Raw genomic sequence first — 16,911 nt, forward strand, 5'->3', positions numbered from 1 at the left:
CTTTGCAGAAGGCTACGTTTACTGTAGCATAACGCTACCAAAACAGTAGTGAGGATCAAAATGGCGGGACCGATGCCGGGAAACCGGGTGCGCGGATCGCAGACCGGCAGGCCGATCATGGCGCTGTTCGACCTGTTGGGGCGGCGCTGGCTGCTGAGAATCATGTGGGAGATGCGCGATGACGCGCGCCTGAGCTTCCGCGAACTGCGCGAGCGCTGCGACGCGATGTCACCGACGGTGCTCAATCAGCGGCTGCACGAGATGCGCGAGGCGGGCATCGTCGAGCTGGACGAGCCTGGCGGCTACGGACTCACCAAGCCGGGACGGCAGCTGCTGGAAGCGCTGCTGCCGCTGCAGCGCTGGTCCGAGCACTGGCAGCGAAGGATGTCGAAACAGGCGGCGGCGGAAGAGAAGCCGGCGGCCCGCAAGACCGGCCGCGGCAGCCGCTAGGCGTCAGCCGGCGGCGACCACCCGGATCCGCAGGTCGCCCAGCGTCACCACCTGGCCGGGCCGGATCTTGCACGTCTTGCGCAATTCGGTCCTGCCATCGACCGCGACTTCGCCGCTGGCGACGAGCGCCTTGCCGGCGCCGCCGCTGTCGACCACGCCGACCAGCTTGAGCAGCTGGTTCAGCTCCACGTGTTCTCCCTCGACCGCGAACTCAAGCACTTGCATCGCGACCTCCGTCGAGCGTATTGCCCGCCTTGTCCAGCCAGACCGCGAGGTTCGCGTGCAGGTCCTCCTGGCTGAACGAGCAGCTTTCCTCGGTGAACAGGCTGCCTGCCTCGAGGCGGCCGAGAAGGTCTTCCATCACCTCGCCGTACCGGGGCGGAAGTGCGGCAAGCAGTGCGGGTTGTCCGCGCCACGCCTGGCAGAAGTTGCCGATGGAGATGCGGTTTTGCTGCAGGTCCAGCAGGCTGCCGCGCAGCGCCAGCAGGGCGGTATCGTGGTTCATGGATGCGATGTGTGCGGGAAGGACGGCCATTGTAGCCTTGTCAGGGCGAGGCCGCGGCAAAGGTATTGCACGCGCTGATCTCGCCGCTGTCGATGCCGCGGCGGAACCAGCGCACCCGCTGCGCCGAGGTGCCGTGAGTGAAGGAGTCCGGCACCACCTGGCCCTGCGACTGCCGTTGCAGGGCGTCGTCGCCGATTGCGCTGGCCGCATTGAGTCCCGCCTCGACGTCGCCTGCCTCGAGAATGCTGCGGGTCCGGTTCGCATGATAAGCCCACACCCCCGCAAAGCAGTCCGCCTGCAGTTCCAGGCGCACCGACAAGGCATTGGCTTGCGCTTGCGGCGCCCGTTGCCTGGCCTCGTGCACCTTGTCCGAGATGCCGGTCAGGTGCTGGACGTGGTGGCCGACTTCATGCGCGATGACATACGCCTGCGCGAACTCTCCCGACACCCGGAAGCGCTCCTGCATCAGCTGGTAGAAACTCAGGTCGATGTAGATCTGCCGGTCCGCCGGACAGTAGAAGGGGCCCATTGCCGACTGTCCGGTGCCGCAGGCAGTCGGCGTGCTTCCCGAAAACAATACAAGGCGCGGCTTGTCGTAGCGCGCCCCTTGTGCGGCAAACAGTTCGGTCCAGGTATCCTCGGTGTCGGCCAGGACCGTGGAGACGAACTGCGCCATGCGGTCGTCGGCCGGCGGGCCCTGCCGCACTTCCGCGACCTGGGGCGGCCCGCCTGTCAGCAGGCTGAGCACCATCATCGGGTCCACGCCGAGGAAGTAGGAAGCGACCACCGCCACCGCCACGGTTCCCAGTCCGACCGAGCGCCCGCCCAGTCCGAAACCGCCGCCGCCCCGGCGGTCCTCGACGTTCTCGCTCTGCCGATTGCCTTCCCAACGCATATCCGCCTCCCTCGTCCGCATCACGGGACAGAAGAAGCAAGAATCGCGCTAGAACAGCACCTGCTTGGTGATCGCCACCTTGAGAATGTAGGCAAACAGGAGCAGCGCAGTGACGAAAGCGAATGCCCGAACGGGCTTGGGCCGTCCCTGCCGGAGCGCGATGGCGCCGAAGGCGATGTAGCCGACCAACGCCAGTACCTTCGCGGTCAGCCAGTCCTGCACGAACGGATACTGGTTGCCGAGGACCACCAGCACCAGTGCGCTGGCCAGCAGCAGCGTGTCGATCACATGCGGTGCGATGCGCAGCAGGCGCTTTTGCAGGAGGGCCGAGCCGCCCAGCATCAGCATGCCGCGCGTGAGGAACAGGAGCCCGCTGAGGACGGCGAAGCTCATGTGGATATGTTTGAGTGCGAGATAGCTCATCAGGTCCTTTGATGTCGTGTGGTTGGCGGCCCCCGACGGCGGGGGCGTGCCATTCTACCAACAGGGCGCCGTGCGGTCGGCGGCGTCTTGTCATGCGGATACATATAGGGCGGACGAATATGAGTTATCCCCATCGGAAATTGGATTAATGCCTGTCCGGTCCATACACTACCTTTCGTAAAGTAATCAACCGAGAGGAATACATCATGTCCACCATGACCATCACGTCTCCCGCCCACGTTGCCGGCCAGGGCTATCTGCAAAACGTCGCCGCTGCTGCGCGCGCACTGTTCGCCGCGATCTTTGCCGTGCGTCCGCAGGTCCGGACCGTGGCCGTTGCTGAAGTAAAGACCGACGAAGTGTCGATCGCCCGCCTGTACCGTCTTGCCGGTTCATATGATTCCGTCATGCCGAACCTGGCCCAGGAACTGCGTGCGATCGCCATGCGCGCCTGAGCGGCAACAGGCACGAAAGACGGGCAAAGCCACGACCGGCGACGGCGCGGCCCGTAGCCACAGCCGGCAGTGCGCCGGCGACGAAGCAAGCTGGAAGGGCGGTGCGCATGCGCCGCCCTTTGCTTTTTTTATTCCTTTTTCTGCATCATCCTTGCCGGATCTGCCGGAAGGTGAGGTTGATGCGCGGTCCGCAGACCCGCTTTTCCTTCATGATCGCGTGCTGCCAGCAGCGTTGCGTCGATCCCCGCATCAGCAGCAGGCTGCCGTCCTCGAGGGCGATCGAGACCGGCCGTAGCGCCTTGTCCTGCCGGTGCCGGAAACGGAAGACCCGGGTCTCGCCGAGCGATACCGACGCGATTGCCGGCGCCGGGCCGAGTTCCGGTTCGCCGTCGCTATGCCAGCTCACGCTGTCCTCGCCGTCGCGGTACAGGTTGAGCAGCACGCTGTTGTAGCGCTCGCCGGTGGCCGTCTCCACTTCCGCTTTCATGCGCAGCAGCGTCGGCGTCCAGGCGAGCGGATGGAACGCGCGGCCGGAATAGGTGTAGCGGCTGCCCGCATCGCCGTACCAGGCCGACAGCCGGGGCTGCAGCCGCTCCTGGTTCCAGACAATGATGCGCTCCTGGCGCCAGGCGGTCTCGTCCAGCAGTGTGCGCAGCAGGGCGGTGCTCGTCGGCGGCCGGTAGAAGCCGCGCGCGAAACGGACGTCGGCATCCGGCATCGGTACCGCCTGCAGCGTTGCGGCGTCATCGAACAGGTCGGTCATCCGGTGTAGCGGAAGCGGGGCACCGGCACGCCGTCCACCATCACATCCTCGAAGAACATGTGCGCTTCGCGGTGTACCAGCTGCGGCCAGTCCGTTTCGTACAGCGGCCGGTACACCACGCATACCTCGCCGGTTTCGGTGTTGCGGGACAGTCCGAGTACGAAATACTTCCGGCCCTTGTAGTGTTCGTACACGCCGGGACGCACCGTCATACCCGCACCGAGGGCATCGCCGCTCATCTCGGCCACAGCACCATCTGCGTGCAGCGGAAGGTGGCGATCAGCTTGCCGCTTTCGCGGTGGCGCACGAGCGCATCCCATACCTGGGTATTGCGGCCGAGGTGCACCGCCTTGGCCTCGCAATCGACCACGCCGTCGCGGGCGGTGCCGAGGAAATTGCTCTTCAGCTCGATCGTGGTGAAGCTGCTTGCACCCTCGGGCAGATTCGCCACGCATGCGTAGCCGCAGGCGGTGTCGGCCAGGGTGACCACGCTGCCGGCATGCAGGAAACCATTGGGCGCGAGGTGGGTGTTCTGCACCGTCAGTTCCGCCTGCAGGCTGCCGTCGCCGATGCCGGTCACGCGGATGCCGAGCAGGCCGGGCAGGTAGCCTTCGCCGATGCGGTTCAGTGACGTCAGGTCTTTCGCCTTTTCCATCTTCTTTCCTTAGTCTGCGGCCGGCGCCTGTTGCGCTGCCCTCTGCGCAAGCTGGAAAACCGTCCTGGTGAGTGTATCCATGTCCACGTCCTGCATCATGTCGGCAAATGCCTGCTGCGCGTCCTTCCACATCGGCAGCGCCTGCTGCAGTCTCTCCTGCCCGGCGGCGGTCACATGCCAGTGACGTTCGCGGCGGTCGTCGCCGCGGCTGACCGCGATCCATCCGCCTTCCTGGATGATCTTCAGCGTACGGGTAAGCGTCGTGCTGTCCATCGCCAGCATTTCCGCGATCTCGCCGGTGGTCAGGCCAGGGCGCGCGCTGAGCAGTCGCAGGATGCCGAACTGGGTGATCTTGAGTCCGGATGGCTTGAGCGCGCGGTCGTACATCTGCGTGACGATGCGCGACGCCTGGCGGATCGAGCCGCAGTAGCAGGGAATCTTGACGGGTTTCACGTGGCAATCGGGAAGGGTGAGGGAGCAAGAATAAATGTACATACATCCATTGTCAAACCGGCGGCATCCTCAGGGAAAATAGAAAAAATTACATTGAACTTCGCCCAGTGCCGCTCTTTCCAATGGGTTCGACAAGCGATGGGGAGAATCAGAATGGCATTTCCTGAAAGGGACGAAGGACACTACTACCAAGCGGCCTACGCGGAACCGCCGCGGCGGCGCCGCGCCGCGGGATGGCTGCTGGTCGCCGGCGTGGCGCTGGCAGCGTCGGCTTACGTGGTGCGCGAACGCACCCGCAAGGCGGAGGGTGAAAATCCGCCCGTCGGGCAATTCATCGAGGTCAACGGCATACGCCTGCACTACATGGAGCGCGGAGAAGGGCAGCCGCTCGTGATGCTGCACGGCGACGGTTCAATGATTCAGGATTTCATGGCGAGCGGGCTGGTGGACATGGCCGCGCAAAAATACCGGGTGATCGTGTTCGACCGTCCGGGCTACGGCTACAGCGGGCGGCCGCGTTCGACCATATGGACGCCGCAGGCACAGGCGACACTGCTGCAGCAGGCGCTGCTGCAGCTGGGCGTCGAGCAGCCGGTGGTGCTCGGCCATTCGTGGGGCACGCTGGTGGCGATTGCCCTGGCTCTCGATTTTCCGGAGCGGGTGCGAAGCCTGGTGCTGGCTTCGGGTTACTACTATCCGAGCCTGCGCATGGACGTGCCCCTGGTGTCGGGCCCGGCGATCCCGGTGGTCGGCGACCTGATGCGTTATACCGTCTCCCCGCTGGTCGGACGCGCCACGTGGCCGGCGCTGCGGCGGAAGGTGTTCAGCCCGGCGGAGGCGCCGGAGCGCTTCATGCGGGAATTCCCGGTCGAGATGGCATTGCGTCCGTCGCAGCTGCGCGCGAGCGCGGCGGAGGCGGCAATAATGATCCCGGCTGTGATGGCGCTACGCCATCGCTACCATGAACTGGTCCTGCCGGTCGCCATCCTGGCGGGCGATGGCGATCGTATCGTGAGTACCGGCGCGCAGTCGGAGCGCCTCCATGGCGAACTGCCGCAGAGCAGCCTGCACATCACCCATGGGGCCGGTCATATGCTGCACCATGTCGCGCCGATGGAAGTGATGGCGGCGATCGACCACATGGCCACGGCAGTGGGCGCGATGCCGCAGGCGGCGCTCGCCATCGGCCAGGTGCAGGCGGCGGAGGCGCGGACGCGCTAGGCCACGCTAGGCGAGTACCAGGCGGTAACGGCTCGGCGGCACTCCCGTCGCCGCCCGGAAGCGATGGCTGAAATGGCTGAGGTCGGCGTAGCCGCAACGGTCGGCGACCTGCTGCAGGGGCAGCGCGGTGTGCTTCAGCAGGCCGCATGCACGATCGATGCGGCGCGCGGCGATCCACGCATACGGCGCCATGCCGAACGACATGCGGAACATGCGCGCCAGGTGAAATTCCGACATGCAGGCCTGTTCTGCCAGCATGCCGAGGGTCAACGGTTGTTCGAGGCGGTCATCGATGAATTCCGCGAGGCGTCGCCGTACAGCCGGACTCAGTCCTCCGCGCAGCTTCTGGTCGCGCCGCAGCACCGCCTGCGCATGCAGCAGCTGGTCCAGCGCCGCATGCGCGGTTTCATTCAGCCGCAGGCTTGCATCCGGTCCGTTCCACTGCATCGCCGCCAGTCCGCCGCAGAGGCGGGAGATTGCCTCGTGCTCGAAATAGGTCCGGTCGGCGAGCGTCAGTTCGCGTGGCTCGCGGTCGAGTTCGACCACCGCCCGGCGGGTGAAATGCTGGGGCAGGAAATACAGGTGCAGGAAGCGCAGCTGGTCGCGGACCACCCAGCGCGATTCGTGCTCGTCGGGCAGGGTGCACAGCCGGCCCGGGCTGCCGAACAGGCCGGGCAGGTCGTTGCGTTCGGTCCGATAGCCGCCACCGAGATAGCAGGACAGGGTATGGTGGCCCGGACGCAGGTACTCGGTCTCTTCCTCCGTCGTCTCCCGTCGCCAGATCGCCAACGCCATGTCGTCCCCCAGCCAGGCGAAACGCTCCAGCTCGGCATTGGTTCCGCGCAGCGTATTGAATACGGCGTGGCCTATGGCGTCTGGCGGGATGTCGGGCGGGATGGTCGGCATGGCTTTTCCTGTTTTCCGCACTCTACCATTTCCATTGCAGGCGGCGTGCCGGCCGGCGGCCGGGTGCGCAAGAAGCGCAAGAATAGACAAGTGGCAGGTCCATGCCGGCCAATTGCGCAACTTCAGACAAGCCGTCCGGCGGGCGGACCCGCATCCTGCACTCCGTCTTGAAAGGAATGCGTATGAATGCGATGCTTTATCTTCTCACGGTGCTGATCTGGGGTTCCACCTGGATCGCGATCAAATGGCAGCTCGGCACCGTGCCTGCCCCGGTCTCGATTGCCCTGCGGTTCTGGATCGCCGCCGCCGTCCTGCTGCTGATCCTGCTGGCACAACGCCGCAAGCTGATGCCGCCTCCCGGCGCCTGGCGCTACCTCGTGGCGCAGGGCGCCGCCCTGTTCTGCTGCAATTTCCTGTGCTTCTACTACGCCAGCCAGTGGGTCGCGAGCGGGCTGGTCGCGGTCGTATTTTCCACCGCCCCGCTTTGGAACTCGGTCAACGGACGCCTCTTCCTCGGTCGCCCGCTGCAGCCGCAGGTCATCGCCGGCGCCATGCTGGGACTGGCGGGGATCGCGCTGCTGTTCCTGCCGCAGCTGAGCGGACATTGGGATGATGCGGGCATGCTGGCCGGCCTCGGCCTGGCACTGCTCGGCACACTGTTCTTCTCGAGCGGGAACCTGCTGTCCTCGCGCATGCAGGGGCTCGGGATGTCGCCGTGGCTGACCAACACCTGGGCCATGTGCATCGGGGCGGGACTGCTCACCGTGCTGGCGCTGGCGCTGGGCATGCCGTTCACGATCGAGAACGACGCGCGCTACATTGGCTCGCTGCTGTACCTGGCCGTACCCGGTTCGGTCATCGGCTTCACTGCCTACCTGCTGCTGGTCGGGCGCCTCGGCCCGGAGCGCGCGGCATACTGCACGGTGCTGTTTCCGGTGGTGGCGCTGAGCATTTCAACGGTGTTCGAAGGCTACCGCTGGAGTCCGGCGGCGTTCGCCGGACTCGCCTGCGTGCTGGCGGGGAACCTGCTCGCCTTCCTGCCTCGGGCGGCGCTGCCGTCCTGGCTTGGCAGGGGCGCAACGAGCAGCTGAATCGCTCAATAGGAGGTGCGGTAGCGGTGGCCGCGGAAGTTGAGCACCATGCCGCTCGGCGTCATGCGTTCCAGTACCAGCCCGGGGGCGACCTCGTCGCCTTCACGCATCAGGCGCTTGTTGATGAGGACCGAACGGTCGGCTGCATTGCCTGAGTAGATGTAGCCGCCGATCTGCAAAGGCGGAATCTCGCGCTGCACCTGTTCCGGCAGTTCGCGCAGCGCGGGGACGGCAGGCTGGTCAGGGGGTTGCGGCTTCGCCTGCTGCGGCGCCGGCGAAGCGCTGCGCCGTGACGGGCCGTTCGCGGCGGCTTTCTCTGCCGGCTTCTCTGCCGGCTTCTCGGCCGCCTTCTCGGCCACCTTCGCCGCATCCTTCTCTGTCCGGCCCGTCGTTCTTTCGGACGTCTTCACGGAAGCCTTGTCTGCCGCCGTTCCGGCCGCCTTGTCCGCCGTCCTGCCGGCCCGGGTGTCGGCGGGCGGGTCGGCGGGCTTGCGCACCGCAGGCTTCTCGCTTGTACCGGGCGGCGCGGATTCCGCAGGGGCAGGCGCTGCCGTAGCCGGCGCCGGCAGCGTGACCGGTGCGGCGGCGATCGTTGGCGGGTTGGCAGCCGCTGGTGGAGTGGCAGCCGCAGGCGGGACGGCCGGCGCCGGCGGCGACGCGACTGCGGCGGCATCCTGCCGGGCCGCCTCGGGCGCGCGCGCCACCAGCCACCCGCCGACGCCAGCCGCGAGCAGCCCGGCGGCAATTGCCCAGGGCAGCGGGCGCTGCCACCACGCGGGCGCCGGGCCGGGAATGGCGAAACTGTGCGGTGTATGGATGGAAGGCGCGTTGCCGCTGCGGCGTTCCGCTTCGGCCTTCTTCAGCGCTTCGAGGATATAGGACATGATTTCATTCGGCTGGTGTTATTCCGCTGCGGGGGGCGTCACCTGCAGGTTGGCGAGCAGGCGGGGTTCGTCGATGCCGGCGGCGCGGTTGATCTGCATCGCGGTGGCGGCGCCGACGATGCCGTCCGCCGCCAGGCCATGCACCTGCTGGAACTGCAGCACGCGGCGCAGCATCTTCTGGTCGAAGGACTGGCCCGGGGCCGGCCCGGGTTCGCCCGACAGCCGCGCCAGATGCGAGGCGGTCCAGTCGACCGCCTCGCCCTGGTCGCCGGTCTTGAGCGGGCCCGCGAAACCGGGCGGCGGCCGCCACAGGGTGACGAACACGCCGTCGAACTGCCTTGCCAGGGTCACCACCGGCACCGGCTTGCGCTGCGCGCCGAAGCGCAGCGTCGCGTTGGCTTCATCGAGTCTGGTCAGCAGCGCGAAGTAGGGGTTGCCGGCGTCGTCGCGGAGCTTCAGGGCCGCCGGCCGGTCGAGCCGTCTCAACTCGGCGAGGCCGCCGCTGCTCCAGTGGCAGCGCAATCCGTGCCCGGGCGCGTCCTCGCATGGGTCGTTCCCGGGCAGCGAGGTACCCCAGAGGCGTGCGAGCAGGCGGATCGCCTCGGCCTCGGTGGTGACCGGCGGCTCGGTTTCGGTATCCGCCGCGGCCGCCCGTGCAGGTTCTGCCGGCTTGGCTGCGTCGGGTGCGGCTGCAGGAGCAGTGTTGGTTGCCGCTGCGGCGGCAGTTTCCGGTCCGGTCGCCGGCTCCCGCCCGGCGGAGGCGACCGCCGGCCAGCCGAGCGCAGTGCGTGCCTGTTCCCAACCCGCTTGCAGGTCGCGCGCCACGGCGGGATCGCGTACTGCCCATCCCGCCGCGCCTGCCAGCAGGGCGGCGACCAGCACCAGGGCAAGCGCCGGCCGGCGCGGCCGTCTCACCTCCAGCGACGGCCGGCCCTGTGCTGCATGCTGCTTGCGGTTCCCGGCGAACAGCTCCTGCGCCGCGCCGTCAACAATGCGCCGGTCGATCGCGCTCACCCCTTTGGCATACCCGCCGAGCAGCGCGCGGTCGCAGAGCAGGTTGATCAGGCGCGGAACGCCGCGCGCCAGGCGGTGTATCTGCCGGACCGCCTGCGGCGCAAAGGGCGAAGGCCCGGTGAGACCGGCGGCGCTCAGGCGGTGCTGGATATAGCTGGCGGTTTCCGCCTCGCTCAGCGCGGTCAGGTGGTAGTGCGCGATCACGCGCTGCGCGAGCTGTTCGAGTTCCGGCTGCGCGAGGATGGCGCGCAGCTCGGGCTGGCCGATCAGGATGATCTGCAGCAGCTTGCGCTCGTTGGTTTCGAGATTGGTCAGCAGGCGCAGCTGCTCCAGCACGCCCGGCGCCAGGTTCTGCGCCTCGTCGATGATCAGGACGCTGTTGCGGCCGTCCGCATGCGAGGAGAGCAGGAACTGGTTGAGCGCATCAACATAGCGCTTGTTGCTGTTGTCGTCGCCGGCCGGGCCGGGCTCGATGTGGAACTCGTCGCAGACGGTTTGCAGCAGCTCGGTCGCCGTCAGGCGCGGATTGAAGATGTAGGCGACGTTGCAGTTGGACGGGACCTGTTCGAGAAAGCAGCGGCAGATCGTGGTCTTGCCGGTGCCGATGTCGCCGGTCAGCACCACGACGCCGCCACCGCTGTCAACGCCGTACAACAGGTGCGCGAGCGCTTCCCGGTGGCGCTCGCTCATGAAAAGGTAGCGCGGGTCGGGAGAAATCGAGAACGGAGCCTGGGTGAGCCGGAAGAATTGCGTGTACATGGCGGCCTGCAATCAGTCGGGTGGCAAGGATAGCATGGTGCCTGCAACCGGTACGCCGGCGCGGCCGCCCCTTTGATAGAATTCAATTCCACGTATCAACATTGCTCCCCATGTCCACCCCTTTCGTTCCCATTGGCTGTCGCGAATGCCGCGATGGCGCCGGCCTCGACTTCGGGATTACCATGGCCTTCCAGCCCATCGTCGACATTCGGCAGCGACGGGTGCATGCTTATGAAGCGCTGGTGCGTGGCACCAACGGCGAATCGGCGGGCTGGGTGCTGGGCCAGGTCAATGCCGGCAACCGCTATCGTTTCGACCAGACGTGCAGGGTGAAGGCGATCGAGCTGGCCGCGCGCCTCGGACTGGCCGACCGCCCCGATTGCAAGCTCCATATCAATTTCCTGCCCAACGCGGTCTACCGTCCCGAGACCTGCATCCGCGCGACGCTGGAGGCCGCGCGCGGGGCGAGGCTGCCGACCGACCGCCTGGTATTCGAAGTCACGGAGGGTGAGCAGGTGCAGGACGAAGCCCATCTGCAAGGCATCTTCACCGAGTATCGGAAGCACGGGTTCGCCACCGCCATCGACGACTTCGGCGCCGGCTATTCCGGCCTGAACCTGCTTGCGAATTTTCAGCCGGACATCATCAAGCTCGACATGGCGCTTACCCGCGGCGTCGACCGCGACCGCGTCCGGCGCAGCATCGTGTCGGGTGTCCTGCTGGTGTGCCGCGAGCTGGGGATCCGGCCGGTGGCCGAAGGCGTGGAGACGGCGGACGAGATGGCCGCGCTCGCCGACCTCGGCATCGAGCTGGTCCAGGGCTACCTGCTCGGCCGTCCCGCCTTCGAACAGATGCTGGAACCGACCTGGCCCGATTGAATGTCAACCGAGGAGCTGCGATGCGTAAATTGATTTTGCCGCTGTTGTTGTGTTCATTGATGTCGGTGCCGGCGTGGGCACAGGGGCCAATGAAGCCCGGACTGTGGGAAATGAAGGTCAAGTCCGACGCACTGAAGAACATGCCGAAGATTCCGCCGGAACAGGTGGCCCAGATGCGCAAGATGGGTATCGAGGTGCCGCAGATCCAGGACGGCGCGATGGTCACGAAGGTGTGCGTCACGAAAGCGATGGCCGAGAACGAGCAGCTGCCCGGCCTGGAGAAGAACGAGGCGGGCTGCCAGACGAAGAACGTCCAGCGCAGCGGCAGCGGCTACAGCGCCGACATCGTCTGCAGCAGCGACGCGATGAAAGGCGAGGGCAAGGTAAAGGCGACGTTCAGCGGCAACGAGAGCTTCACGTCCACCTACGATTTCAAGGGCACCGTGCACGGGCAGCCTGCGAACCAGCATTCCGAGCAGAGCGGGAAGTGGCTCGCGGCGGACTGCGGCAGCGTCAAGCCCGCCGGCGCGGCGGCGAAGAAGTAGGCAACGCCCCTCCGCGGCCGCTGTTCAGCGCGGCTTGCGGCGCATCTCCGCGAGCAGCGCATCGAGGGCCACCGAGCGGTGGCCCGCCCGCCATACCAGGTGGGTGCGCGCCCGCGCCACCTTGGCGGGAAGCGGGAACGCCTGGACCTCGGTGCCCGCATGCACGACCTGCAGCACCGAGCGCGGCACGATCGCCACTCCCGACCCGGCGGCGACGCAGGCCACGATCGCATGGTAGGACCCCAGCTCCAGCACCCGGTCCGGCACCACGTCCGACATCGATAGCCAGTCTTCGAGTATCCGCCGGTACGAGCAGCCGGTCGTGAACGCGATCACCGTTCGCCGTTGCAGGTCGTCCGGGGATTTCACGCGCGCGGTGTTGGCAGGGGCGATCAGCACCAATTCCTCGGTGAAGGCTTCCTGCATTTCCAGTTCGGCGGTATTGAACGGTTCGGCGACGAAGGCCGCCTCCACCTCGAAGCGGTGAACCCGGCCGATCAGCGCGCCCGAGGTGCCGGTCGCCAGCTCGATCTGCACGTCAGGATAGGTCTGGTGGTAGCGCGCCAGCAAGGCCGGCAGGCGTGCCGCGGCGGTGCTTTCCATTGTGCCGATACGCAGCGTTCCGCGCGGCGTGCCGCTGCGCAGCGCCGCCTCCGCTTCCGACGACAGGCGCAGCAGCTGGTCCGCATAGGCCAGCAGCAACCTGCCTTCGGCTGACGGCACCAGCTTGCCGCCCTGGCGCTGGAACAGCTTCACCCCAAGACGGTCTTCGAGGTTCTTCACGCGGGTGGTCACGTTGGACTGCACCCGGTTCAGCTGGCTGGCCGCCTTCGTGATGCCGCCAAAGTCCACCACCGTCTTGAAGATGTGCAGCGAGTCGAGATCGATGTTTCTCATTTTGAGAACCTCCTATCTTCATTATTCATTTTTATTAATGGTCGGGTCAAGCTAGACTATGAGCATGGATACCCGAGACCTTCCCCTTTCCGCCGGCCATGCTCCGGCTGCCGCCGGGCCGGTCGCCAAGGCATTGGCCGGCCTGGTCGCGCTCGCGGTGGCCATGGGCATCGGCCGTTTCGCCTTCACGCCGGTCCTGCCGATGATGCTGCAGGATGCCGGGCTGTCGCTGGCCGGCGGCGGCCTGCTGGCCTCGGCCAACTACCTCGGCTATCTGCTTGGCGCGCTGAGTGCAATGGTGATTCCCACCCGCCCGGAACGGGCGATCCGCTTCGGCCTGCTTGCGATTGCGGCGAGTACTCTGGCGATGGCGGCGCCGCTGCCGTACGCCGGCTGGCTGGTGTTGCGTCTGCTGGCGGGGATGGCGAGCGCATGGGTGCTGATCTCGGTGTCGGCTTGGTGCCTCGGCACGCTGGCGGCTTACCAGCGTCCCTTCCTCAACAGCCTGGTGTTCGCGGGCGTCGGCAGCGGCATCGCCGCCGCCGGCCTGCTGTGCATGCTGCTGGTCGCGGCCGGATGGCATTCCACTGCCGCTTGGGCGGCGCTCGGCGTTCTGGCGACGCTGGCCAGTCTCGCGGTGTGGCGCAGCTTCCGCCTGCCGCCTGCCGCCGCCGCCGCGACCGCACCGGCCGCCGCCGCGGGCTTGCGCTGGAATGGCGAAGCGCTGCGCCTTGTGCTCTGCTATGGCATCTTCGGTTTCGGCTACATCATTCCCGCCACCTTCCTGCCGGTGATGGCAAAGACCGCGCTCGCCGGTTCTCCCGCCTTCGGCTGGTCGTGGCCGGTGTTCGGTTTCGCCGCGGCGCTGTCCACCTTGTGCGTGGCCGCGCTGGTGGCGCGCTTCGGCAATCGTCGCTTGTGGCGGGCTTCGCAACTCGTCATGGCGGTCGGCGTGCTGCTGCCGGCGTTACGGCCGAATCTGTTCACGGTCTTCGTTGCCGCGCTGTGCGTGGGCGGCACTTTCATGGTGATCACGCTGGCCGCGCTGCAGGAGGGAAAGAGGGTGGCGGGCGCCAATGCGACCGTGCTGATCGCCGCCATGACCTCGGCCTTCGCCGCAGGCCAGATCATCGGGCCGCTGACAGTCGGGCAGGACGGTTTCTCCGGCGCCCTGACGCTGGCCGCCGGGATGCTCGCGGCCGGCGCGCTGCTGCTTTTTTCTTCAACCAGGGAACATTGACATGAGCAACCAGAAACCAGGACTCGCCGATTGCATGCCGGGCCCGGAACGGATGCCGGCGCTGCCGCCGGAGGCAATGGACGAGGCGCAGAGGGCGGCCGCGCAGGCGCTGATCGACGGCCCGCGCGGCGCGGTGTTCGGCCCCTTCATACCGCTGCTGCGGAGCCCGGAACTGATGAACCGCCTGCAGAAAGTGGGCGAGTACCTGCGCTACCAGAGCGCACTCGACACCCGTGTCAACGAGTTCGTGATGCTCATCGTGTCGCGCCAGTGGACGCAGCAGTTCGAGTGGTGCATGCACTATCCGCTGGCACTGAAGGCAGGCGTGGCGCAGCCGGTGCTGGACGCGCTGGCCGAAGGACGTCGTCCGCCCGGCATGGCCGCGGACGAGGAAGTCGCCTGGGAGGTCTGCGACGAACTCCAGCGCATGCATGGCCTCTCCGACGTCACCTACGGCCGGGCGGTCGAATGCTTCGGCGAGCGCGGGCTGCTGGACCTGCTCGGCCTGGTCGGCTACTTCACGACGGTGTCGATGGTGATGAACGTGGCGCGCACGCCGCCCATGAAGGACGCAACCGCCGCGCCCCTTGCTTCCTACCCGTTGTAGCGCACCATACGCGGCGGTTTGCCGCTCGCGGGCTTTATGGCATATTCCTGTCAGGCGCGGTCGCGCACCGATGAGGAAGGGAAGCAGATGCTATTTTTGAAAAGTACGGTCGCGCCGGTTGCGCCCGGCGTGTACGCGGTGGACGTCGCGGCCAAGCCCCCCGGCAAGACGTTCATGATCTATGCCGCGGTGGATGCGGCGGCGCCGCCCGAAAGTTTCATCGCGGCCGTCGAGGCGATCGGCTTCAAGCAGGTGCTGACCAAGCCCTACACCCACAATGACGGTACCAGGGTGGTCGACATCCATTTCCAGAAGCCCGGCACCGATATCTTCGAAGGCTGGACCAATGCGGAGAAGGATGCCAACCTGGCCGCGATGGAGCAGGTCTTCGCCGGCTTCAGCATCAGCGTCACGCCGCGCGTGATGTCCCTGGCCGAGGCGTTCCGGTAGCGCGGACGCCGATGCGACCGGCGTGCCCGGTTGCTCGCCACCGAATGTCGCCAGCGCCAGCGGCGCCTGTGCCGGAGGCCCTCCGGCCGCTCCCCGAGCACGATGCGAACACCGCCCGCAGCGCCGTTCGGCGGAACGCGCGCGCCCGCCGGCGGCCCGGGAGACCGGTGCGTTCTGCCTCGCCGGGCGGCGACGCAAGCACAGTCGCGGCAACAAGGCGTTTGTGCTAGTCTTGCATCCCTCGCGGGCGACGCACATCACGCTTCGCCCGCCGGATAGACGCTGTTTGCCTTCTCCCATATCGTCGGGGGAATCCGGGGCGCCGTATAGCACGGCCGCCTCCGGCCACGGAACGCCGCCGGCTTACCCGCCGCCCGCGCGCACCGCCAGCGATGGCGAAGTGATTCTGCAATCCACCCTGAGCACCATGATCCCGGCTGCGCCACCACGCGGCGAGGGACGCTTCCTCCTTTTTCCGCCGCCGGCGCGGGACGAGGCAAGGGACGGCACCGCACGCCGGTGGCGGCCCCTGATGACGACGACAAATACGTACGGCAACCGACGATCAACCAATACAGTATCAATATGACAACTCTGGAGAAGCAAGCACTCGAGTACCACGCCGCCGGTCAGCGCGGCAAGGTCGCCATCGCGGTGACCAAGCCGGTCGGCAGCCAGGCCGACCTGTCCCTGGCGTATTCGCCCGGTGTGGCCGCCCCCTGCGTGGAAATCAGCAAGGATCCGGCCAAGGCCTACGAATACACGGCGAAGGGCAACCTGGTCGGCGTCGTCACGAACGGCACGGCAGTGCTCGGCCTCGGCGACATCGGCGCGCTGGCCGGCAAGCCGGTCATGGAAGGCAAGGCGGTGCTGTTCAAGAAGTTCGCCGGCATCGACTCCTTCGACATCGAGATCGACGAGACCGACCCGGACAAGCTGGTGGCGATCATCGCCGCGCTGCATCCGACTTTCGGCGGCATCAACCTGGAAGACATCAAGGCGCCGGAATGCTTCTACATCGAACGCGAGCTGCGCGAGCGCCTCACCATCCCGGTCTTCCACGACGACCAGCATGGCACCGCCATCGTCGTCGGCGCCGGCCTGCTCAATGCGATCGCGCTGACCGGCCGCGACATATCCCTGGTCAAGCTGGTCTGTTCCGGTGCCGGCGCCGCCGCGATGGCCTGCCTCGACATGGTGGTGGAACTCGGTGTGCGGCGCGAGAACGTGTTCGTGTGCGACAGCCGCGGCGTGCTGACGACCGCCCGCGAACTGAGCGGGGAGAAGCGCGCCTGGGCGCAGGACACGACCGCCGCGACACTGTCCGACGTGATTGGCATGGCCGATGTGTTCCTCGGACTGTCCGGCCCCGGGTTGCTGACGCAGCAGGACGTGAAGAAAATGGCGGCCAGGCCGATCGTGTTCGCCCTGGCCAACCCGGAACCCGAGTTGAGGCCCGAGCTGATCCGCGAAGTGGCGCCGGACGCCATTGTCGCCACCGGGCGTTCCGACTATCCGAACCAGATCAACAACGCGCTGTGCTTTCCCTACCTGTTCCGCGCGGCGCTCGACACCGGCGCGCGCAGCATCAACCAGGCAATGAAGCGCGCCTGCGTCGAGGCGCTGGCGGCACTGGCGCGCGAAGACGCGGGCTTCGGCCCGGCCGGCATCGTGCCCGGCCTGCTCGACAAGCGCCTGCTGACCAGCGTGACGCCGCGTATTGCCGCAGCGGCGCATGAAAGCGGCGCGGCCCCGGGCAGCTTCGACGAAGCCGCCTGCCAGGCGCGCCTGCAGGCGCTGGCCAGGACGCTGCTGTAGGC

General features: G+C 67.0%; 22 protein-coding genes. 10 read left to right on the plus strand and 12 right to left on the minus strand.

Annotated features, from left to right (window positions below; all coding sequences use genetic code 11):
• The first annotated feature begins 60 nt into the window (after positions 1-60).
• On the plus strand, positions 61-450 hold the full coding sequence (locus tag VIM12_RS18130) for a helix-turn-helix domain-containing protein (RefSeq protein WP_331943271.1): 390 nt from the start codon (positions 61-63) through the stop codon (positions 448-450).
• A 3-nt stretch (positions 451-453) separates the two neighbouring features.
• Here the strand turns inward: VIM12_RS18130 and VIM12_RS18135 are convergent, their stop codons facing one another.
• From VIM12_RS18135 to VIM12_RS18150, 4 genes are read right to left on the minus strand one after another with little or no spacing between them, the layout of a single operon-like run.
• Complete coding sequence (locus tag VIM12_RS18135; protein WP_331943273.1) at positions 454-675, minus strand: RNA-binding S4 domain-containing protein; 222 nt, start codon at positions 673-675, stop codon at positions 454-456.
• Positions 662-955, minus strand: a complete 294-nt coding sequence (locus VIM12_RS18140) for a hypothetical protein (RefSeq protein ID WP_331943274.1) — start codon at positions 953-955, stop codon at positions 662-664. The genes VIM12_RS18135 and VIM12_RS18140 overlap by 14 nt, the downstream gene beginning before the upstream one ends.
• Positions 956-995: 40 nt before the next feature.
• Positions 996-1,850 carry a KPN_02809 family neutral zinc metallopeptidase gene (ypfJ, locus tag VIM12_RS18145; RefSeq protein WP_331943275.1) on the minus strand — a complete coding sequence of 285 codons (855 nt, stop codon included), beginning with the start codon at positions 1,848-1,850 and terminating at the stop codon, positions 996-998.
• A gap of 48 nt (positions 1,851-1,898) precedes the next feature.
• Positions 1,899-2,273 (minus strand): SirB2 family protein, encoded by a 375-nt coding sequence (locus tag VIM12_RS18150; RefSeq protein WP_331943276.1) that lies wholly within the window; start codon positions 2,271-2,273, stop codon positions 1,899-1,901.
• Positions 2,274-2,479: 206 nt separating this feature from the next.
• On the opposite strand from VIM12_RS18150, the gene VIM12_RS18155 reads away from it, so the two are divergent.
• Positions 2,480-2,728: a hypothetical protein gene (locus VIM12_RS18155; RefSeq protein ID WP_331943277.1), complete on the plus strand. Its 249-nt coding sequence runs from the start codon at positions 2,480-2,482 to the stop codon at positions 2,726-2,728.
• Between the two features lie 145 nt (positions 2,729-2,873).
• On the opposite strand, the gene VIM12_RS18160 is transcribed toward VIM12_RS18155, so the two are convergent.
• From VIM12_RS18160 to VIM12_RS18175, 4 genes are read right to left on the minus strand one after another with little or no spacing between them, the layout of a single operon-like run.
• Positions 2,874-3,491 carry an alpha-ketoglutarate-dependent dioxygenase AlkB family protein gene (locus VIM12_RS18160; RefSeq protein ID WP_331943279.1) on the minus strand — a complete coding sequence of 206 codons (618 nt, stop codon included), beginning with the start codon at positions 3,489-3,491 and terminating at the stop codon, positions 2,874-2,876.
• Positions 3,488-3,703 carry a DUF1653 domain-containing protein gene (locus tag VIM12_RS18165; protein WP_331943281.1) on the minus strand — a complete coding sequence of 72 codons (216 nt, stop codon included), beginning with the start codon at positions 3,701-3,703 and terminating at the stop codon, positions 3,488-3,490. Before VIM12_RS18165 ends, VIM12_RS18160 begins: the two co-directional genes overlap by 4 nt.
• Positions 3,704-3,726: 23 nt before the next feature.
• A complete protein-coding gene (locus VIM12_RS18170) occupies positions 3,727-4,146 on the minus strand; it encodes a PaaI family thioesterase (protein WP_331943283.1) in 420 nt (139 codons plus the stop codon).
• Positions 4,147-4,155: 9 nt separating this feature from the next.
• Positions 4,156-4,599, minus strand: coding sequence for a MarR family winged helix-turn-helix transcriptional regulator (locus tag VIM12_RS18175; protein ID WP_331943285.1), 444 nt, complete (start codon positions 4,597-4,599; stop codon positions 4,156-4,158).
• 153 nt (positions 4,600-4,752) lie between these two features.
• Here VIM12_RS18175 and VIM12_RS18180 point away from each other — a divergent pair, with 153 nt between their 5' ends.
• Positions 4,753-5,820 carry an alpha/beta hydrolase gene (locus VIM12_RS18180; RefSeq protein WP_331943287.1) on the plus strand — a complete coding sequence of 356 codons (1,068 nt, stop codon included), beginning with the start codon at positions 4,753-4,755 and terminating at the stop codon, positions 5,818-5,820.
• A gap of 6 nt (positions 5,821-5,826) precedes the next feature.
• Here VIM12_RS18180 and VIM12_RS18185 read toward each other — a convergent pair whose 3' ends face one another.
• Positions 5,827-6,726 carry an AraC family transcriptional regulator gene (locus VIM12_RS18185; RefSeq protein ID WP_331943289.1) on the minus strand — a complete coding sequence of 300 codons (900 nt, stop codon included), beginning with the start codon at positions 6,724-6,726 and terminating at the stop codon, positions 5,827-5,829.
• Positions 6,727-6,908: 182 nt separating this feature from the next.
• Between VIM12_RS18185 and VIM12_RS18190 the strand changes: the two genes are divergently transcribed.
• A complete protein-coding gene (locus VIM12_RS18190) occupies positions 6,909-7,817 on the plus strand; it encodes a DMT family transporter (RefSeq protein ID WP_331943291.1) in 909 nt (302 codons plus the stop codon).
• A gap of 5 nt (positions 7,818-7,822) precedes the next feature.
• Here the strand turns inward: VIM12_RS18190 and VIM12_RS18195 are convergent, their stop codons facing one another.
• Positions 7,823-8,701: a general secretion pathway protein GspB gene (locus VIM12_RS18195; RefSeq protein WP_331943292.1), complete on the minus strand. Its 879-nt coding sequence runs from the start codon at positions 8,699-8,701 to the stop codon at positions 7,823-7,825.
• An 18-nt stretch (positions 8,702-8,719) separates the two neighbouring features.
• Positions 8,720-10,474 carry an AAA family ATPase gene (locus VIM12_RS18200; RefSeq protein ID WP_331943293.1) on the minus strand — a complete coding sequence of 585 codons (1,755 nt, stop codon included), beginning with the start codon at positions 10,472-10,474 and terminating at the stop codon, positions 8,720-8,722.
• Between the two features lie 182 nt (positions 10,475-10,656).
• On the opposite strand from VIM12_RS18200, the gene VIM12_RS18205 reads away from it, so the two are divergent.
• Together VIM12_RS18205 and VIM12_RS18210 are read left to right on the plus strand one after the other, a co-directional pair.
• Entirely contained in the window at positions 10,657-11,352 is a 696-nt protein-coding gene (locus tag VIM12_RS18205) for an EAL domain-containing protein (protein ID WP_331943295.1), read from the plus strand.
• A gap of 20 nt (positions 11,353-11,372) precedes the next feature.
• Positions 11,373-11,897, plus strand: coding sequence for a DUF3617 domain-containing protein (locus VIM12_RS18210; protein WP_331943297.1), 525 nt, complete (start codon positions 11,373-11,375; stop codon positions 11,895-11,897).
• 24 nt (positions 11,898-11,921) lie between these two features.
• Here the strand turns inward: VIM12_RS18210 and VIM12_RS18215 are convergent, their stop codons facing one another.
• Positions 11,922-12,794 carry a LysR family transcriptional regulator gene (locus VIM12_RS18215; RefSeq protein WP_331943299.1) on the minus strand — a complete coding sequence of 291 codons (873 nt, stop codon included), beginning with the start codon at positions 12,792-12,794 and terminating at the stop codon, positions 11,922-11,924.
• A gap of 64 nt (positions 12,795-12,858) precedes the next feature.
• Here VIM12_RS18215 and VIM12_RS18220 point away from each other — a divergent pair, with 64 nt between their 5' ends.
• From VIM12_RS18220 to VIM12_RS18235, 4 genes are all read left to right on the plus strand, one after another.
• Positions 12,859-14,034 (plus strand): YbfB/YjiJ family MFS transporter, encoded by a 1,176-nt coding sequence (locus VIM12_RS18220; protein WP_331943301.1) that lies wholly within the window; start codon positions 12,859-12,861, stop codon positions 14,032-14,034.
• A 1-nt stretch (position 14,035) separates the two neighbouring features.
• Positions 14,036-14,641, plus strand: coding sequence for a carboxymuconolactone decarboxylase family protein (locus VIM12_RS18225; protein WP_331943303.1), 606 nt, complete (start codon positions 14,036-14,038; stop codon positions 14,639-14,641).
• An 87-nt stretch (positions 14,642-14,728) separates the two neighbouring features.
• Positions 14,729-15,091: a hypothetical protein gene (locus VIM12_RS18230; protein ID WP_331943305.1), complete on the plus strand. Its 363-nt coding sequence runs from the start codon at positions 14,729-14,731 to the stop codon at positions 15,089-15,091.
• A 585-nt stretch (positions 15,092-15,676) separates the two neighbouring features.
• Entirely contained in the window at positions 15,677-16,909 is a 1,233-nt protein-coding gene (locus VIM12_RS18235; RefSeq protein WP_331943307.1) for a malic enzyme-like NAD(P)-binding protein, read from the plus strand.
• The last annotated feature ends 2 nt before the right edge of the window (positions 16,910-16,911 follow it).

The sequence above is a fragment of the Noviherbaspirillum sp. genome, from assembly GCF_036563305.1.
Classification (GTDB): domain Bacteria; phylum Pseudomonadota; class Gammaproteobacteria; order Burkholderiales; family Burkholderiaceae_D; genus Noviherbaspirillum.

Excerpts from the sequence above, each read along its gene's own strand:
- VIM12_RS18155 (WP_331943277.1), top strand. The coding sequence starts at position 2,480 with ATGTCCACCATGACCATCACGTCTCCCGCCCACGTTGCCGGCCAGGGC.
- VIM12_RS18130 (WP_331943271.1), top strand. The coding sequence starts at position 61 with ATGGCGGGACCGATGCCGGGAAACCGGGTGCGCGGATCGCAGACCGGC.
- VIM12_RS18220 (WP_331943301.1), top strand. The coding sequence starts at position 12,859 with ATGGATACCCGAGACCTTCCCCTTTCCGCCGGCCATGCTCCGGCTGCC.
- VIM12_RS18140 (WP_331943274.1), bottom strand. The coding sequence starts at position 955 with ATGAACCACGATACCGCCCTGCTGGCGCTGCGCGGCAGCCTGCTGGAC.
- VIM12_RS18230 (WP_331943305.1), top strand. The coding sequence starts at position 14,729 with ATGCTATTTTTGAAAAGTACGGTCGCGCCGGTTGCGCCCGGCGTGTAC.
- VIM12_RS18200 (WP_331943293.1), bottom strand. The coding sequence starts at position 10,474 with ATGTACACGCAATTCTTCCGGCTCACCCAGGCTCCGTTCTCGATTTCT.
- VIM12_RS18170 (WP_331943283.1), bottom strand. The coding sequence starts at position 4,146 with ATGGAAAAGGCGAAAGACCTGACGTCACTGAACCGCATCGGCGAAGGC.
- VIM12_RS18180 (WP_331943287.1), top strand. The coding sequence starts at position 4,753 with ATGGCATTTCCTGAAAGGGACGAAGGACACTACTACCAAGCGGCCTAC.
- VIM12_RS18210 (WP_331943297.1), top strand. The coding sequence starts at position 11,373 with ATGCGTAAATTGATTTTGCCGCTGTTGTTGTGTTCATTGATGTCGGTG.
- VIM12_RS18205 (WP_331943295.1), top strand. The coding sequence starts at position 10,657 with ATGGCCTTCCAGCCCATCGTCGACATTCGGCAGCGACGGGTGCATGCT.
- VIM12_RS18165 (WP_331943281.1), bottom strand. The coding sequence starts at position 3,703 with ATGACGGTGCGTCCCGGCGTGTACGAACACTACAAGGGCCGGAAGTAT.
- VIM12_RS18195 (WP_331943292.1), bottom strand. The coding sequence starts at position 8,701 with ATGTCCTATATCCTCGAAGCGCTGAAGAAGGCCGAAGCGGAACGCCGC.
- VIM12_RS18190 (WP_331943291.1), top strand. The coding sequence starts at position 6,909 with ATGAATGCGATGCTTTATCTTCTCACGGTGCTGATCTGGGGTTCCACC.
- ypfJ (WP_331943275.1), bottom strand. The coding sequence starts at position 1,850 with ATGCGTTGGGAAGGCAATCGGCAGAGCGAGAACGTCGAGGACCGCCGG.
- VIM12_RS18185 (WP_331943289.1), bottom strand. The coding sequence starts at position 6,726 with ATGCCGACCATCCCGCCCGACATCCCGCCAGACGCCATAGGCCACGCC.
- VIM12_RS18150 (WP_331943276.1), bottom strand. The coding sequence starts at position 2,273 with ATGAGCTATCTCGCACTCAAACATATCCACATGAGCTTCGCCGTCCTC.
- VIM12_RS18235 (WP_331943307.1), top strand. The coding sequence starts at position 15,677 with ATGACAACTCTGGAGAAGCAAGCACTCGAGTACCACGCCGCCGGTCAG.
- VIM12_RS18225 (WP_331943303.1), top strand. The coding sequence starts at position 14,036 with ATGAGCAACCAGAAACCAGGACTCGCCGATTGCATGCCGGGCCCGGAA.
- VIM12_RS18135 (WP_331943273.1), bottom strand. The coding sequence starts at position 675 with ATGCAAGTGCTTGAGTTCGCGGTCGAGGGAGAACACGTGGAGCTGAAC.
- VIM12_RS18215 (WP_331943299.1), bottom strand. The coding sequence starts at position 12,794 with ATGAGAAACATCGATCTCGACTCGCTGCACATCTTCAAGACGGTGGTG.
- VIM12_RS18160 (WP_331943279.1), bottom strand. The coding sequence starts at position 3,491 with ATGACCGACCTGTTCGATGACGCCGCAACGCTGCAGGCGGTACCGATG.